The sequence below is a fragment of the uncultured Amphritea sp. genome (assembly GCF_937127095.1).
In the GTDB taxonomy this organism is placed as follows: domain Bacteria; phylum Pseudomonadota; class Gammaproteobacteria; order Pseudomonadales; family Balneatricaceae; genus Amphritea.
On sequence record NZ_CAKZLP010000084.1, the window covers coordinates 121643 to 138220 of the forward strand.

The following is a 16578-nucleotide window of genomic DNA, read 5'->3' on the forward strand; positions in this document are numbered from 1 at the left end:
ATTTAATGATAACGATTGAATCTAAGAAGAAATGTTACTTTAGACCTGATAGTATCCCTGCGGCTACACTAATTCATTTATGTATCATTCTTTTTGTACAGTCTTTATAAGCTTGGGTAAACAATGGCAATCGAAATTATTTCCAGTGAAGAGGCGTGGGCAAAAGAAAATCTTAAAAACAAGACCCGGCGCTGGCCCCTCAGGCATAACCCGGAGCGGTTATACCCGATTGCCACTCCAGTTGCTGAGCCGAGCTTTAAAATCGGGGCTGATGAAAAGATCTTTTGTATCGGCTCTTGCTTTGCCAATGAAATAAGTCAGGCGCTGCACCGTCTTGATTACAACGTGTTATCAATTTTTCATGAGTTGTCAGAAACCGATGATAGTTTAATAACTGACGATTCTGTTTTTCATAAATATAATGTTGCCTCAATATACAATGAACTGGCGTGGTCTTTAGATCCTGAAATAAAATATGACCATGATAAAGTTATGGTGAATTTGAGTGAGGATTGCGTTCAGGATTATCAGCTTTCAGGCAAAGATCGAAGTTATAGCCGTGAATCTGCTGAGTTGTTTCGTAATGCTTTTAATGCCTCTTTTTCTAAAATAAAGGAGGCTGATGTTGTTGTGCTAACACTGGGTGTCAGTGAAGTCTGGTATGATAAAGCGTCACAGCTCTATCTGAATGTCGCTGTACCGAAGAGTTTGACTGAACTTTATCCTGATCGATTTGAACTCCATGTTTTTGATTATGAAACTACCTCGTTTTATGTGAAAGCTATATATAAATTATTGGAGAGCTATTTAAAGTCTGACTTTCGTCTATTGATAACCGTATCTCCAATTCCTCTTATTTACACATTTCGAAAACAGGATGTTTTTGTTTCAAATAGCTATTCTAAAGCTGTGCTGAGGGTGGTTGTTGAAGAGCTTGTTAAGGAGAAGGTCAACGTTAATTATTTTCCAAGTTACGAGTTCGTTACGTTGAGTAATCCCACTCCAGTTTGGAGTGAGAAAGACTTTCGACATGTTGACGCCAGTTTTGTGGATTACATTATCGGCCATGTTATGGCGCAATTTACAGACAGTACTGCGGCTGTTCATAGGAAAAATAAAGTATTGAAAGTTAAGTCTTTATACTATGGAGGTTTTGTTAAAGAGGCTAAGGAATTGTTGAGTTCTATTCGAAATAAACATGGTGCTCTTTCAAAAGAAGAACTTTTTCTTTGGGGGGTTATGCATGCAGGCTTGAGTGGAAAACTTAAAACATTGTTTTATATGTTAGCGGCCTACTTTAAAACTTATAAACATTTAAGCCTTTATCAGCACATTAGTTCTGCCAGATACCTATTCAGGATGAAGAGTGAAAAGTCATATGTTGGTTATGTTGACCGATGGGATGGTCATTGTCTGAATGGCTGGGGTTTTAATAAAAATAAAAATAAGTCAGTTAAGATAAGTGTTATGCATGGGAAAACCGTTATTAAAACTGAAGTTGCAAACTTTTCTCGACCTGATGTTGCTGAACATTTTAAATTAAAACATTCTAATACAGGCTTTAAAATTCCTCTAGACAAGGCTCTGATAGAAGGAAAGTTAATACGTATTGTCTTTGAAGGTACTGATATAGATCTGGCAGGTAGTCCTATCTATATTGAGGCAACTAACCCGCATTTTCGACCCTGATCTGGCTTGTAGCTCAATATCTCCCGTCTATCAAACCGGCCGCTATTATACCAGCTCAGAGAGGTGGTTTTATATCTTTATGCGTATCGCGGCATCCATGATGCGTGAACCTCAACTCCCTGGCAGCCTGGCTTATATCGTTTATCTTTACTGGTTTTACAGGAGCCTAGAGAGGCTTATACCCTGAATCCCACATTCAGCTCCTCGAGCGTTTTGGTCAGCTCTTCAAATACCAGTTGTCGCAACCAGATATGGCCAGGGTCCTTCATATGCCGTTCATGCCAGATGATGGAATAGGTAAAGCCTTTCTGTTCCATGGGGAAGGGCAGCATGGCCAATTTATATTGTTCGGCAAAACTGACCGCTAAGCCGTAGGGGACTGTCAGTATCAGATCCGTTTGCGAAATCATCGCCAGGGCAGCGACAAAATGCGGTACCCTTAATGCGATCCGTCGGCTCAGCCCCCGTTCTTCCAACAGATAATCGATAGCGCCTTTGCGGGCTCCACCCATGGTGATCAGTGCGTGAGGGTAGGTTGCATAACTTTCCAGACTTAAGCCCTGTTCCGTCAGCGGGTGGCCATCTCTGACGACACAGATAAACCGGTCACTGCCCACTCCGCGACCATGGATGGCGGCTGGTGCGTCGGCAACAGTACAGGTTGCCAGGTCGATACCCTCATGATCCAGTTGTTGCACCAAATTTTCATGCCAGGGGACGATCTCCAGATTGACGCCTGGCGCTTCAGTGCGCATCCGTTTCAGAACCGGAGGCAGTAATACCTGGGTACCGTAATCCGTCGTCGCCAGTCTGAAATTTTGCGTTGCCGCTGCCGGAATGAAGGTGGCAGGGGAGATCAGTTGACTCAGGTCCTGCAGTGATTGCTGCAACTGCAGTGCCAGCGCTTCAGCGCGAGGGGTGGGAGCTAATCCTTTTGGGGTGCGGGTGAACAGGGGATCATTAAAAAGCTCTCTCAGGCGTGTCAGGTTGCGACTGATGGCCGGTTGCGTCAGGTTTAACCGTCCCGCCGCCCGGGTGACATTGCGTTCTTCAAGCAGCACCTGAAACACGGGCAGCAGATTGAGATCGGTACTGGAGAGATTGCTGATATTCATAATATGATTTTTGATTATGTTGATTATACAAGCTATGCATTGGATGCATATTGTCTTGAAGCATAGACTACTCACCATTCTCAGACAACGAAAATGTAAGGTGCTTAATGTATATTGAATCAAATCGCGAAATTCATCTGGTGAATCGCCCGCAGGGTATGCCGGTCAATGCGGACTTCAATCTGGTGAGCAAACCTGTTGCGGTATTGAACGAGGGTGAAGTCTTAGTTAAAAATTTGTGGCTCTCCGTTGATCCCTATATGCGTGGAAGGATGGTTGAACGTGCCAGTTATATCGAGCCATTTGCCCTTAATGAGGCGCTCAGTGGAGGAGCTGTAGGGGAGGTGGTTGAATCCCGTCATCCGCAATTTGCTGTTGGTAGTAAGGTTTCCAGCATGAATGGCTGGCGTGAATATTTCACCTCTGCGGGTAACGATCTGCAGCTGCTACCGCAAACTAAGATTGCCGATCAGGCATATCTGAGTGTGTTGGGGATGACTGGTATGACGGCTTATACGGGTCTCCTGAAAATTGCCGAACTTAAACAGGGCGACCGGGTATTTGTGTCAGCCGCTTCCGGTGCTGTCGGCGCGGTGGTGTGTCAGATTGCTAAACTGAAGGGCTGCTATGTGGCGGGTAGCGTAGGCTCAGATGAGAAAGCCCGTTATCTGCTTGATGAGCTGGGTGTTGATGCGGTGGTCAATTATAAAACCACAACGGATCTGCAAAGCAGTATTGCCGAGGCCTGCCCCGAGGGGATCGACGTTTATTTTGAGAACGTCGGTGGTGATCACCTGGAAGCTGTACTAAACCTTATGAATGATCATGGCCGGGTCGCTGTATGCGGGATGATCGATCAATACAATGCGACATCACCCCAGCCGGGGCCTGCGAACCTCTCTCAGATTATTAGAAAGAAACTGAAAATTCAGGGTTTTATTGTATTTGACCACTGGGACGGTTATCCCGCCTATGTTGAGCAGATGCTGCAGTGGATTGCCGCAGGGCAGATCAGCTGGAAAGAGACTGTTCTTACCGGCATCGAGCAGACCCCTGATGCGTTTATCGGACTGTTTAACGGAAAAAACCTGGGCAAGATGCTGGTTAAGCTTGCCTGATGAGTCACCCATTTTCAGAGCCGGAGGAGGGCGATCAGTTCTTGATAAACTGTTCAGGTGACCTCCCTTCGCCAGACCCATTAAGAAAATTATTAGGAAATTAAAATGAATATTTTGTTTGTACTGACCTCCCACGATGCGCTGGGTGAAACTGGTGAAAAAACCGGCTTCTGGATTGAGGAGTTTGTAGCACCTTACTATGTGTTTGCCGATGCCGGAGCGAATATTACTTTAGCATCGCCCGCCGGAGGACAGCCGCCGATCGATCCGAAAAGTGCGCTTGAAGACTTTCAAACCGATGACACCCGTCGTTTTGATCAGGATGCAGCGCTGCAACACAAACTGGCCAGTACCCTTAAACTGGATGAGGTATCTGCCGATGAGTTTGATGCGATCTTCTATCCGGGTGGACACGGACCGATGTGGGATCTGACCAATGATCAGAAATCCATTGATCTGATTGAAGCGTTTTCCCGTCAGGATAAAGTGGTATCGGCCGTATGTCATGCGCCCAGTGTATTAATAAATGCGAAAAATGCTCAGGGAGAGCCGCTGGTTAAAAACCGCAATGTGACCGGTTTTACTAATACAGAAGAGGCGGCAGTGGGCCTGACGGACGTTGTTCCCTTCCTGTTGGAAGATGAACTGAAAAAACGGGGTGGTCTATACAGTCAGGGGTCTGACTGGGCGCCATATCTGGTTGAGGATGGCCTGTTGATTACTGGACAGAATCCCGCGTCCTCATCGCTAGTGGCGAAGGCTGTGCTGGCCCGGTTGAGCAAGTAGATAGCAGAACTGCTAACCGGGTAGTTAACAGCATTGTAAATAAAAAAACCGGGAGCGTTTGCTCCCGGTTTTGTTTAACGCCGTTAGGCTTCAGTGCGGGGTGATACCCCGAATGGTTTCAGATCTGCGGCGCAGATATTCCACTGTACTGAGTAACAGTATCGACATACACACCAGCAGTGTCGCCACCGCCAATATAGTCGGGCTGATCTGCTCACGAATACCCGCCCACATCTGCATTGGCACTGTGCGTTGCTCTGCACCAGCAATAAAGATAGCGACGACCACCTCATCGACCGATGTCATCAGGGCGAACAGACCACCGGAAATAACGCCGGTTAAAATCAAGGGCACCGTGATTTTGAAGAAAGCATAGGTCGGAGTGGCACCGAGGCTGGCAGCGGCCCTGACTAAGTTGTAGTCAAATCCACTGAGGGTTGCGGTAACGGTGATAACCACAAACGGTGTACCCAGTGCGGTGTGTGCCAGAATCAGCCCCAGATAGCTCTGTGATATTCCCATCGAGGAATAGAAGAAGAACATTCCGGCAGCCGATATGATCAGTGGCACAATCATCGGCGAGATCAGGAATCCCATGATCATACCTTTGAACGGTAGCTCTGAACGGCTCAGACCGAGAGCCGCAAGGGTACCCAGAATCATCGATAAAATGGTTGAGCAAACAGCGACAATAAAGGTGTTTTGGATTGCATTCATCCAGCGTTCGCTGCCAAAGAACTCCTGATACCAGCGTAGCGAATAGGCATCCGGGTCTAATGCCAGCATACCTTCGGTAAAGCTGAAATAGGGTTCAACATTGAACGATAATGGAATAATAATGAGCAGGGGTGATATCAGGAAAATAAATACCATGCCGCAAAAAACACGAAAAGCGTAGTACCAGAATGTTTCCAGAGGGCCTGCATAGGATGGAAGCGCCATAGTATTACCTCAAACTCATCTGATTGTTACTGCCTAAAAGACGGCTGTAAAGAGCATAGATACCTAACACAAGTGCCAGAAGTACAACGCCTAACGCTGCGGCAAGACCCCAGTTAAGCGAACTCTGCATATGATAAGCAATCATGTTGCCGATAAATTGACCGGTTTGACCACCGACCAGTGCCGGGGTGATGTAATAGCCAATAGCCAGGATAAAGACCAGAATTGCGCCGGCGGATATGCCGGGTACTGACTGTGGCAGATAAACCTTAACGAATGCGGTGAACGGGGTTGCACCCAGCGAACGTGCCGCGCGCATATAGCTTGGCGGTATGGTTTTCATTACTGAATAGAGTGGCAGAATCATAAATGGCAGCAGGATGTGGGTCATAGTGATCACCGTACCTGTGGCGTTATAAATCATGCTCAGGCGGTTATCATCACTGACCAGACCGAACCACACGAGTATGTCGTTGATAACGCCCTGGCCCTGCAGCATGGCGATCCATGATGAAGTTCGTACCAATAATGATGTCCAGAAGGGCAGTAACACCAGAATCATCAGGGTGTTGGCTATGCCCATCGGCAGTGAAGCCAACAGATAGGAAACCGGGTAACCCAGTAACAGTGTCAGTGCGGTGATTAACAAAGACATCCATACGGTACGCCAGAGCATCTGCAGATAAACCCGTTGCTGCTCCGGCAGCATTCTGATTTCACCAGCAGGGGTTGTTTCCATATCAAATGCGGCGATGTAGTAGGACGCAGTATAGGGGCTGGACTCCCGTTTAATGACTCGCCAGTTATCAATGTCGCCCCAGCCATCATTGATTTTAATCAGTTGTTCTTTAAAAGGTGGCTCAAGTCTGCCTGCCTTTCGTGCGGTACCCGTTAACAGGCTGCGCATCTGGCTTTTTTCATAGTTAAGCCGGGTTGCGGCTTTACCAATGGTATGGTTTTCACGGCCTACTTTCAGATCCGTTACCAGTGCCGCATAGGTTGCCTCGTCTGGCAGTTCGTTACTATCCGCATCCCAGCGGGCTAAGGCCGCCGTAGTATTCGGCATATACTCGGATACTTGCGGGTTATCAATCGAACGGAACAGCATCGTAGCAATTGGCGAAACAAAGGTGACCAGAATAAAGATAAGGAGTGGCGCTACCAGAAGTAATGCCCGGATTTTTTTGCGCCGCAGTGAGCGGTGCATATCGGCGGTTAAGCGTTTCTGCTCGTCCGGGGTTAATTGGCCTTTGGCCTCGACAGTATTTGCCATCATGAGGAATACAAACCCTTTTCTGAAGATGAATAAAATAGCGGTCTGATACTATCTCCGCCAGTGGTATGAGCCATCATCCAAACTCAAACCATAATCCGGCTCTGTTCAGGGTTAACCCTCTAGCCCTGAACAGAACCAGTCATCAATCATAATAAAAGGGAGGGCTGTTTAGCCCCCCGTTTCACATTTTTTTATTGTACAAGCCATGCGTTGAAACGCTGACGCAGCTCATCGCCGTTATCAGCCCAGAACTCCGCATTTTTCTTAATCGGAGTTTTGAAGTTTTCTGGGTTAGTAGGCATGTGCGGCGCCATCTCTACACCTGTCTCCAGGTGAGTGGATACCAGCGGTGCAGAAGACTTACGTGCAGGGCCATAGGAGATATATTTGGTTTGATCTGCCAGACGTTGTGTGTCAGTGGCAAAGCGCAGGTAATCCATTGCTGCCTGCTTATTAGGTGCGCCTTTAGGAATGATGTAACCATCAAGCTCATAAACCTGACCGTCCCAGATGATGGTAAACGGCTGGTTTTCGACAACCTGAGCGTTAAAGATTCGGCCGTTGTAAGCAGAGGCAATGGCAACTTCGCCATCAGCCAGTAGCTGAGGAGGCTGAGCACCGGCATCCCACCAGATGATAGAGTCTTTGATTGTATTCAGTTTAGCGAATGCACGCTCTACACCTTCTGGTGTTGCCAGAACTTCGTAGACTTTGTCGTATGGTACGCCGTCAGCGGCGAGAGCCCATTCAAGGTTAGCATCGGGCTTTTTCTCCAGAGCACGTTTGCCCGGGAATTTTTTGATATCGAATACGTCAGCAATGGTGCTGGGCTTCTCGCCAGGGAAGGCGTTGTTGTTGAACGAGAACAGGGTGGCATAAACAATGGTTGGCACATAGCAGCCGGACAGTGAACCCTCAACGAAGTCTTCCATCACTGGTGTGCCGTCAGCACCCGGGTTCAGATCTTTTTCATAATCAAGTTGCTGAGCAATACCTTCATCACACGCCAGAATTGCGTCGCCTTCCAGAATATCGAGAACATCCCAGGTTACGTTGCCTGCTTCAACCTGTGCCCGAAGACCTGCCAGACCATTACCTGACTTGTCAGAGTCAACAATTTCGATACCGGTTTTAGCGGTAAACGGATTACTGTAAGCTTCGCGCTGAGATTTAGTATAGGCTCCACCCCAGGATACAACGGTCAGCGACTCTGCTGCTATTGCAGAGCTCATGCAGGCCGCAGCACCCAGTGCCAGGACAGATGATAGTTTGGAAAATTTCTTCATTTGATCTTTCCTCTCGGGCTTGATGTCATGGCGACTTCCTCTTGAAGACGCTGTTTATATGTCCATCTCATTGTGATGGACGTTGTTATTCTTTTTCTAACATATGCTAATCCGGGCTGGATCAGATTGGGTCCAGAGCCCTGCAGTCTTTGGAAGACCAGCCTATTGGGGCCGTTCCGCCAACTTGCAGTCCTTTGTTATCGGTTGAGTTAGGTACCTTAACAATGAACTCATCGTGGCCGCAGACATTCATGCGTACCCGTTTGTGGTCACCCAGGTAGATAACTTCCTCAACTTTACCGGTGAAAACGTTGTCACACTGTCCTTCAACCGGGTCGAGAAATACCCGCTCAGGGCGTAAAGAAAGGGTACTTTCTTTGCCAATATCGTCGGTATTAATATCCAGAGCGGTGACAAGTTCTCCGGTGGGCAGGCGTACTGTGCAGATACCATCCTGAGTTGATTGCAGTGTGCCCGATAGTTTGTTGTTTTCGCCAATAAACTGGGCAACGAAAGAGTTTGTCGGTTTTTCGTAGAGTTCGGTCGGTGGGGCTAGTTGCTGGATAATGCCATCATTGAATACCGCTATGCGGTTTGACATTGTCAGTGCCTCTGATTGATCGTGGGTAACATACACTACGGTAACACCGAGACGCTCATGAATATGTTTAATCTCATATTGCATCTGCTCACGCAGGTTTTTATCCAGGGCGCCCAGTGGCTCATCCATCAGAATCAGGTCAGGTTCAAACACCAGAGCCCGTGCTACGGCGACTCGCTGCTGTTGTCCGCCGGACAGTTGTGCCGGACGACGGTCACCGAAGCTACCCAGTTCGACCATATCAAGAGCGCGTTTAACCCGGGTCTCTATCTCTGATTTACCCATGTTTCTGACTTTTAGAGGAAACGCGAGGTTCTCTGCAACGGTCATATGGGGAAACAGAGCATAGTTCTGGAATACCATCCCTATCCCGCGTTTATGGGGCGCTACGTTGTTGATCGACCGGCCATCGAGATATATGTTGCCGTGGGTTGCGGTTTCAAACCCGGCAAGCATCATCAGCGACGTGGTTTTACCGGAGCCGGATGGCCCAAGCATAGTAAGAAATTCACCACGAGGGACATCAATATTCAGGTCTTTTACCACCAGAACCTTGCCATCGTAGCTTTTCTGAACACCCTCAAATCGTACAAAAGCCTCACTGGAAGCTGAATTTTCCATTTGTTCTTATGCCTCGCTACAATTTATTTTTTTGTTGCCCGCAAATTTTAAAATTTGTAGTCGGATACTGTTTCAGTTCTGTTAATACACTACGATATTACGAGCTTAAAGTGCAAACATAACCTTTAAAAACCTATAATTAAGTCTAAATGTTCTGTTTTGGTGTTCAAAAAATACTAAATTAACTACAAATATTGACCATTCGCGACATTTTACTATTTGGCTTTGCGTTTTTTTCGAAAAATAACGACTGTTGCTATTTGCTCTTGTTTGGTGCACATGGTGAAGAAAACTTAATGTTTTTTGTCTTTTATAACCTGTTTTTTGTCGGGCTGCATCATTCTGGGTTCACCGGATGAGCAGCCTGTTTCAACCCGAGCCCAATAAGAGGGCTCTATCATCCATTCGTAGAGTCGCTGCTTATGGGTTGTTTTATGCTGACGCCATAGAATTCGGAATCTTTGTAACGATACAGATTAAATTTGTACTCATTCACGCACCCCGTTTATTCTGCTGAGTCATCGATAAATCCACTCACAATCTGTAACCGGTACTCTTAAAGGATAGGTTATGATGGTGTAATTGCACTTTAATTGTGTGGAATTTCTCTATCCGGTATGTTTCCTGCAACATCTTTCATAGTGAGAGTAGTATTTGGTTATATAGCAAATATATGCTCCGTTTTGGTGCAATATAATCTTTTTGTTGAGTGAGTGCACAATAACAAGAGGGGAGAAGGATGACTCAAAAGGTTCTGATTTTTACAGACCTTGATGGTTCGCTACTGGATCACTTCAGTTACAGCTTTAGTCAGGCTGAATCTTTATTGTCGCTTTTAAACGAGGTTGAGGTCCCGGTTATTCCTGTAACCAGCAAAACCAGGGCTGAATTAACGGCTTTGCGTGTGGAGTTAGAAAGTCATCACCCCTTCGTTGTTGAAAACGGTGCAGCTGTTTTTATCCCCGAAAATTATTTTCCCACGCCACCCTCTGACAGCGACCGGGTTGATGACTATTTCTGCTGTCAATTTTCAAAGCCCCGTGATCACTGGATTGAGCTACTGGGCGAACAGCTGTCTGCGTTTGGCGGTGAATTTGAAACGTTTACCTCCATGGGTGTGGCAGGGATTCAGGCTTCAACCGGGCTTTCTGCGTCTGCTGCGCAGCTTGCAAATCAGCGCGAATTCAGCGAGCCGGTGAAGTGGCTCGGTACGGATGAGCGCAAACAACTGTTCGTCGAAACACTGAGGCAGCAGGGGGCGACTGTGCTTCAGGGGGGACGCTTTCTTCATGTAACCGGAGCCTGCAATAAGGGTAAAGCGTTGCAGTGGCTAAAACAGCAATATGCTGATTCAGCACCTGACAGTTCGTTTTTAGCCATAGCGGCCGGTGACAGTTACAACGATATTGATATGTTACAGGTTGCGGATTGTGCCCTGGTGATCCGTTCGCCGGTACATGAACCACCACCACTAGAACATTCTAACCTCTATCTATCCAGTCAAACAGGTCCCGCAGGTTGGGTCGAGGGCGTCAGCTGGTTTCTGGGCGCAGCCGGAAGGCCTGCAGATATGAATTCAATTGAATACCTTCGCAAGAAGTTAAGGAGTCAATGTTATGGGTGATTTTCATCAGAACGGCATTATCACCACCCTGCATAATCTGTCGCAAAGGCCGATTGAAGAGGTAGAAGAGGAGTTGACCCGTTTTGGCAAAAAAAGGCCGCTGGCGCTGATTCTTCCCTCTCTTTTTTCTGAATTGGAAGGGCCTGCACTGGGACATATTATCGACGAGATCAGTAAGGTTCCCTATCTGTCGGAGATTGTTATCGGCCTGGATCGCGCCAATGAAGAGCAGTTTCGCTTTGCCCATAAATTCTTCAAGAAGCTACCCCAGCATCACCGGATTCTATGGAATGATGGTCCGCGGTTAAGGGCTCTGGACGCTGAACTACAAACGCTGAAACTGGCGCCAAAGGAGGCAGGAAAAGGCCGTAATGTCTGGTACTGCATGGGCTATATTCTGGCGTCTGGTCGTGCGGAGTCTGTTGCGCTGCATGACTGCGATGTGGTCACTTACAGTCGCCAGATGTTAGCCAGGTTAATCTATCCTGTGGCTAATCCGCAGTTCAACTATGAGTTTTGTAAAGGATTTTACGCCCGGGTTGCGGATGGCAAGATCAATGGGCGAGTCAGTCGTTTGCTGGTGACGCCGTTACTGAGAGCGCTGAAAAAGGTGTTTGGTGAGATCGAATACCTACAGTTTCTGGACAGCTTTCGTTATCCCTTAGCGGGCGAGTTTTCTTTCCGTCGGGATGTGCTCAGTGATATTCGTATACCCAGTGACTGGGGGTTGGAGATCGGTGTGCTGTCCGAAATGCATCGTAACTATGCCAATAACCGGCTGTGCCAGGTCGATATTGCTGATCAGTATGATCATAAGCACCAGGATCTGTCTCTGGATGATAAGAATGCCGGGCTGTCGAAGATGTCGATCGATATCACTAAATCCCTGTTCCGGAAGTTGGCCACTCAGGGGCATACCTTCAACACCGAGACATTCCGATCGGTAAAAGCCACCTATTTTCGTATCGCTCTGGATTTTGTCGAAACCTATCATAACGATGCGGTGATGAACGGTTTACAGCTGGATATTCATGAGGAAGAGATGGCGGTTGAGATGTTCTCCCGCAACATTATTACGGCTGGCGAGCAGTTTCTCAGTAACCCGATGGAAACTCCGTTTATACCCAGCTGGAGTCGTGTTTCCAGTGCGATGCCCGATGTGTTTGAGCGGCTGATCGAAGCGGTTGAGTTAGACCATCAGGAGTTTATGGCGGAATAGTATGGACAGTGTATTAAGTAGTGCGAGTACGCAACTGGCCGGACAGGTTGAAAATCACCTGCAGACCATTTATCAGACGGCTGCTCCTGAGGTAATTGCACAGTTGGTATCAGATCTGATCTCAATTATGCGGCTGGGCAGTGTTGAGCAGCTTCCGGTGCCGTATAAAAATCACTGGAGCCAGCAGGACGTCATTATGATTACCTACGGGGATAGCCTGTATCGTGATGATGAGCGGGCGATGACTACGCTGCACACCTTTCTAAATGAGCAGTGTGATGGCGTGATCAGTGGTGTCCATGTGCTGCCTTTCTTTCCTTACAGTTCCGATGATGGTTTTGCCGTGAGCGATTATTATCAGGTGCGGGAATCGGTCGGGGAGTGGCAGGATATTCAGCGACTCTCGGCGGAATACCGGCTGATGTCTGACCTGGTGATTAACCATGGCTCCGGCGAAAGTGAATGGTTTCAAAACTTCATTAAAGGCGAGGGGTATGGGCATGACTTTTTTTACACCGCCAGCCCTGATGAGGATCTGTCAGAGGTTGTACGGCCACGCACCAGCCCTCTGTTAAGAGAGGTGCAAACGCCTGAAGGGTTGAAGTATGTCTGGTGCACTTTCAGTCATGATCAGGTCGATTTTGATTTTCGTAATACCGAGGTATTGAAAGAGTTTGTCAAAATTGTTCGATTCTATCTCGACCAGGGGGTGAATATTTTCCGTCTGGATGCGATTGCGTTTTTGTGGAAAGAGGCGGGCACCAGTTGTCTCAATCTGGAGCAGACCCACGAAGTGGTTCGACTATTCAGAACCCTGATTGAATACGCCTGCCCGACCGCGATGATCATTACCGAAACCAATATCCCCAGCCGGGAAAATCTCTCCTATTTTGGTAACGCCAATGAAGCCCACTGCGTTTATAACTTTTCGCTACCGCCATTGTTGCTGCATGCGCTGATCACCGGAGAGAATTTTTATCTCAAGCAGTGGATGATGAGTATGCCACCCGCGCAGGATGGCACGGCTTTCTTTAACTTTATCGCCTCACACGATGGTATTGGTCTGCGCCCGGTTGAGGGCATCCTGCCGGATAGCGAAGTTGATCTGATGATTGCGACCATGCAGGACTTTGGCGGGCATGTTTCGTGGCGGGCGCTGGATAACGGCGAGAAAAAGCCCTATGAAATTAATATTGCACTGTTTGAAGCGCTGCAGGGCACGGTCGAAGGTAAAGATGCCTTTGGCGAAGCGCGGTTTCTCTGTGCTCATAACATCATGCTGGCGCTGGAGGGTATTCCGGGGATCTATCTGCATAGCTTGCTCGGTACCCTGAATGATTATGAGCGGGTAAAAACCACCGGGCATTCTCGCTCGATAAATCGTCATAAGTGGGATTATAGCGAGCTTGAAGTGTTGTTAGCCGATGAGACAACCCATCATCAACGAGTGTTTAAGGCGATTAAGCGCTTAATTTATATCCGATCCCGGCAGAAAGCCTTCCATCCGAATGCGACTCAGTTTACGTTGCACCTGGGGGAGCAGATTTTTGGCTTCTGGCGTCAGAGTATCGATAGAACTCAGAACATCTTCTGCCTGAATAACATCAGCTCTGAAACGGCAGTCCTGTCGCTATCTGATCTCAATCTGATTAGCACGCAGGACTGGTCTGATCTGCTCAGTGGCGAGCACTATGATGATCTGCTGGGGTCTATTGAGGTGGCGCCTTATCAGAGTGTCTGGTTATCAAACCGATCATAAGCCAGATGGTTCTTCGGAGTTGAATTCGCGGGTAGGTATCAATAGCTATTTATCAAAGCCTGTTTATAAATGCCAATTTATAAATGCTTAGCATCCAACCCTTAAACGATTAAGGGTTGGATGTTTTAATAGTCCAGCCAGCTAAATTAGCGGGGAGCTTTACCCGCACCTTTTACGCTTTTACCCCGACCGCCTTTGCGCTTGCGTGGTTTTGGCGCGCTTTGGACTTCGTCTTTAACGGCCAGTTCAAACTCAATCTTGCGCTGATCCATATCGACTCTGACAACGCGGATATTGATCTTATCGCCAATGCCGAAGCTGGCGTGGGTGCGTTCGCCGACTAAGCGTTGCTGAGCAGCGTCAAACTGATAATAGTCATTGTTAAGGGCGGTGACATGCACCAGGCCTTCAACCTGAGTATCATCCAGTTCAATAAACAGACCGAAGTTGGTGACGGTGCTGATTACACCGCTGAAAACATCACCCACATGGTCCTGCATATATTCGCACTTGAGCCAGGCTTCAACATCCCAGCCCGCTTTATCTGCGCGACGGGAAACTGTGGAGCAGTGCTCAGCCAGATTTTTCATCGCTGCAAGGTCATAAGGATAACTGTTACCCGGAGCAAGCGGTGTGGCGTTTTTAATACGCTGAACCGGATCAGAGCCCACACCGGTTACCTTTTTCAATGCCCGACGAATCACGCTGCCGCTTTCGCTACGGCGAATCACAGAGCGGATCGCCCGGTGAACCAGCAGGTCCGGATAGCGGCGTATCGGTGAGGTAAAGTGGGCGTAGGCTGGATAGGCCAGACCGAAGTGGCCCTGGTTATCAGAGCTATATTCAGCCTGACTCAGTGAGCGCAGCATCATCATACGAATGATCTGAGCGTCAGGACGCTCGCCAAGCCCTTTCAGTAGACGGTCATAATGTGCAGGCGTTGGTTTTTCTCCACCCGCCAGGTTCAGGCCACGCTCGCCAAGAAATGCGCGCAGATTGGTCAGCTTCTTCTCCACCGGGCCTTCATGGACACGATACAGTGCCGGGATCTCTAACTTTTCCAGGAACTGTGCGGTAGCAACGTTGGCACAGAGCATAAACTCTTCAATCATCTTGTGTGCATCATTACGCACAACCGGCACAATGCTTTCAATCTTCCGGTCTTCGGTAAACTTAAACTGTACTTCCTGCTTTTCAAAGTCGATAGAACCACGTTTAGTGCGCGCTTTTCTCAGCACTGCATACAGGTGGTGCAGGGAGTGGATGTGTGGCACAACATCGGTATGGTTGCGGGCAACAGCTCGGCCCAGCTCGGTTTCCGGTGCTGATACCAGCGCGCCTACCTGGGTGTAGGTCAGGCGGGCGTGGGAATGAATAATGCCCTCGGAGAACTTATAGCTGGTCATCTTGCCTGCACTGTTGATAGCCATTTCACAGACCATCACTAGTCGATCGACATGGGGGTTCAGTGAGCAAAGGCCGTTTGACAGCGCTTCCGGCAGCATGGGTACAACATGACCGGGGAAGTATACCGAGGTGCCCCGTTCAGCCGCTTCCTGATCAAGAGCGCTGCCGGGTGCGACGTAGTGAGATACATCGGCGATAGCGACAAACAGACGCCAGCCACCGGATTTACGTTTTTCACAGTAGACCGCATCATCAAAGTCGCGGGCGTCTTCACCATCGATGGTGACAAACGGCAGAGCTCTCAGATCGGCGCGGTGCTGCTTATCGGTTTCTTTAACCTCTTCGCCCAGCGCTTCAGCCGCTGCAAGAGCGTCTTTAGGCCACTTATGGGGGATGTCGTGGTTGCGGATCGCAACATCGATCTCCATGCCAGGAGCCATCGAGTCGCCCAGAATTTCAACCACCCGTCCTTCAGCATTAAACCGGTTACAGGGGTATTCGGTGATCTCAACGGTGACATACTGACCCGCTTGTGCGCCTTTTAACTGGTCATCCGGGATATCGATCTCATTACAGATACGGCTGTTTTCCGGCTGCAGGTAATACTCGCCATCTTCGACTCGCAGACGACCCACGAGCTCCGTCATGTTTTTCTCTAGCACATTAACAATCTGAGCTTCCTGGCGACCGCGACGATCGGTACCGGTTATACGGGCCTGTACCCGGTCTCCGGGAAATGCTTTAAGCATCTGACTATCGTGCAGGAACAGGTCATCACCACCCTGATCAATAGACAGAAAGCCAAAGCCATCGGGATGTCCGATAATCTTGCCTTCAACCATATCCTGAGAGGTTAGCAGGCTATAGCCCTTACGTGGGTCAAAATTAAGTTGCCCATCCCGTTCCATTGCGCGCAGACGGCGACGTAGCGCTTCTTTCTCTTCATCATCAAACAGTTTCAGGGTTTTACCCAGTTGCTCGCGATTTAAAAATTTTCCGGGCTCATCGAATAGCCCCATGATGTATTCCCGACCGGGAATAGGGTTGCTGTACTTTTCAAAATCTGCGGCATTGATAGCCGTTTTCGTATCTATACTCATTCTTTTCTCAAATAAACCAGCGTCAGAGCGGGGCC

General features: G+C 48.2%; 12 protein-coding genes. 6 read left to right on the top strand and 6 right to left on the bottom strand.

Features of this window, described 5'->3' with window-relative positions; all coding sequences use genetic code 11:
• Positions 1 to 123: 123 nt before the first annotated feature.
• On the top strand, positions 124 to 1689 hold the full coding sequence (locus Q0499_RS22135; protein ID WP_299204677.1) for a GSCFA domain-containing protein: 1566 nt from the start codon (positions 124 to 126) through the stop codon (positions 1687 to 1689).
• 176 nt (positions 1690 to 1865) lie between these two features.
• Here the strand turns inward: Q0499_RS22135 and Q0499_RS22140 are convergent, their stop codons facing one another.
• On the bottom strand, positions 1866 to 2804 hold the full coding sequence (locus tag Q0499_RS22140; RefSeq protein ID WP_299204680.1) for a LysR family transcriptional regulator: 939 nt from the start codon (positions 2802 to 2804) through the stop codon (positions 1866 to 1868).
• A gap of 107 nt (positions 2805 to 2911) precedes the next feature.
• On the opposite strand from Q0499_RS22140, the gene Q0499_RS22145 reads away from it, so the two are divergent.
• Positions 2912 to 3922, top strand: coding sequence for an NADP-dependent oxidoreductase (locus tag Q0499_RS22145; RefSeq protein ID WP_299204683.1), 1011 nt, complete (start codon positions 2912 to 2914; stop codon positions 3920 to 3922).
• Between the two features lie 105 nt (positions 3923 to 4027).
• Positions 4028 to 4708, top strand: a complete 681-nt coding sequence (locus Q0499_RS22150) for a type 1 glutamine amidotransferase domain-containing protein (protein ID WP_299204685.1) — start codon at positions 4028 to 4030, stop codon at positions 4706 to 4708.
• 90 nt (positions 4709 to 4798) lie between these two features.
• On the opposite strand, the gene Q0499_RS22155 is transcribed toward Q0499_RS22150, so the two are convergent.
• The 4 genes from Q0499_RS22155 to Q0499_RS22170 form a co-directional block, all read right to left on the bottom strand.
• Positions 4799 to 5650: an ABC transporter permease gene (locus Q0499_RS22155; protein WP_299204688.1), complete on the bottom strand. Its 852-nt coding sequence runs from the start codon at positions 5648 to 5650 to the stop codon at positions 4799 to 4801.
• A 4-nt stretch (positions 5651 to 5654) separates the two neighbouring features.
• Positions 5655 to 6926 carry an ABC transporter permease gene (locus tag Q0499_RS22160; RefSeq protein WP_299204691.1) on the bottom strand — a complete coding sequence of 424 codons (1272 nt, stop codon included), beginning with the start codon at positions 6924 to 6926 and terminating at the stop codon, positions 5655 to 5657.
• Positions 6927 to 7117: 191 nt separating this feature from the next.
• On the bottom strand, positions 7118 to 8212 hold the full coding sequence (locus Q0499_RS22165; protein WP_299204694.1) for an ABC transporter substrate-binding protein: 1095 nt from the start codon (positions 8210 to 8212) through the stop codon (positions 7118 to 7120).
• A gap of 121 nt (positions 8213 to 8333) precedes the next feature.
• Entirely contained in the window at positions 8334 to 9434 is a 1101-nt protein-coding gene (locus Q0499_RS22170; RefSeq protein ID WP_299204697.1) for an ABC transporter ATP-binding protein, read from the bottom strand.
• Positions 9435 to 10173: 739 nt separating this feature from the next.
• Here Q0499_RS22170 and Q0499_RS22175 point away from each other — a divergent pair.
• Genes Q0499_RS22175 through Q0499_RS22185 form a run of 3 tightly spaced genes read left to right on the top strand, consistent with a single transcriptional unit; the run spans position 10174 to position 14036 of the window.
• Positions 10174 to 11058 (top strand): HAD-IIB family hydrolase, encoded by an 885-nt coding sequence (locus tag Q0499_RS22175; protein ID WP_299204700.1) that lies wholly within the window; start codon positions 10174 to 10176, stop codon positions 11056 to 11058.
• Positions 11051 to 12277, top strand: a complete 1227-nt coding sequence (locus Q0499_RS22180; protein ID WP_299204703.1) for a glycosyl transferase — start codon at positions 11051 to 11053, stop codon at positions 12275 to 12277. Before Q0499_RS22175 ends, Q0499_RS22180 begins: the two co-directional genes overlap by 8 nt.
• 1 nt (position 12278) lies before the next feature.
• Positions 12279 to 14036: a sugar phosphorylase gene (locus Q0499_RS22185; protein WP_299204706.1), complete on the top strand. Its 1758-nt coding sequence runs from the start codon at positions 12279 to 12281 to the stop codon at positions 14034 to 14036.
• Between the two features lie 146 nt (positions 14037 to 14182).
• Here Q0499_RS22185 and rnr read toward each other — a convergent pair whose 3' ends face one another.
• The gene (gene rnr / locus Q0499_RS22190) at positions 14183 to 16543 is read right to left on the bottom strand and encodes a ribonuclease R (protein ID WP_299204709.1); all 2361 of its coding nucleotides are present in this window, start codon (positions 16541 to 16543) and stop codon (positions 14183 to 14185) included.
• Between the last annotated feature and the right edge of the window lie 35 nt (positions 16544 to 16578).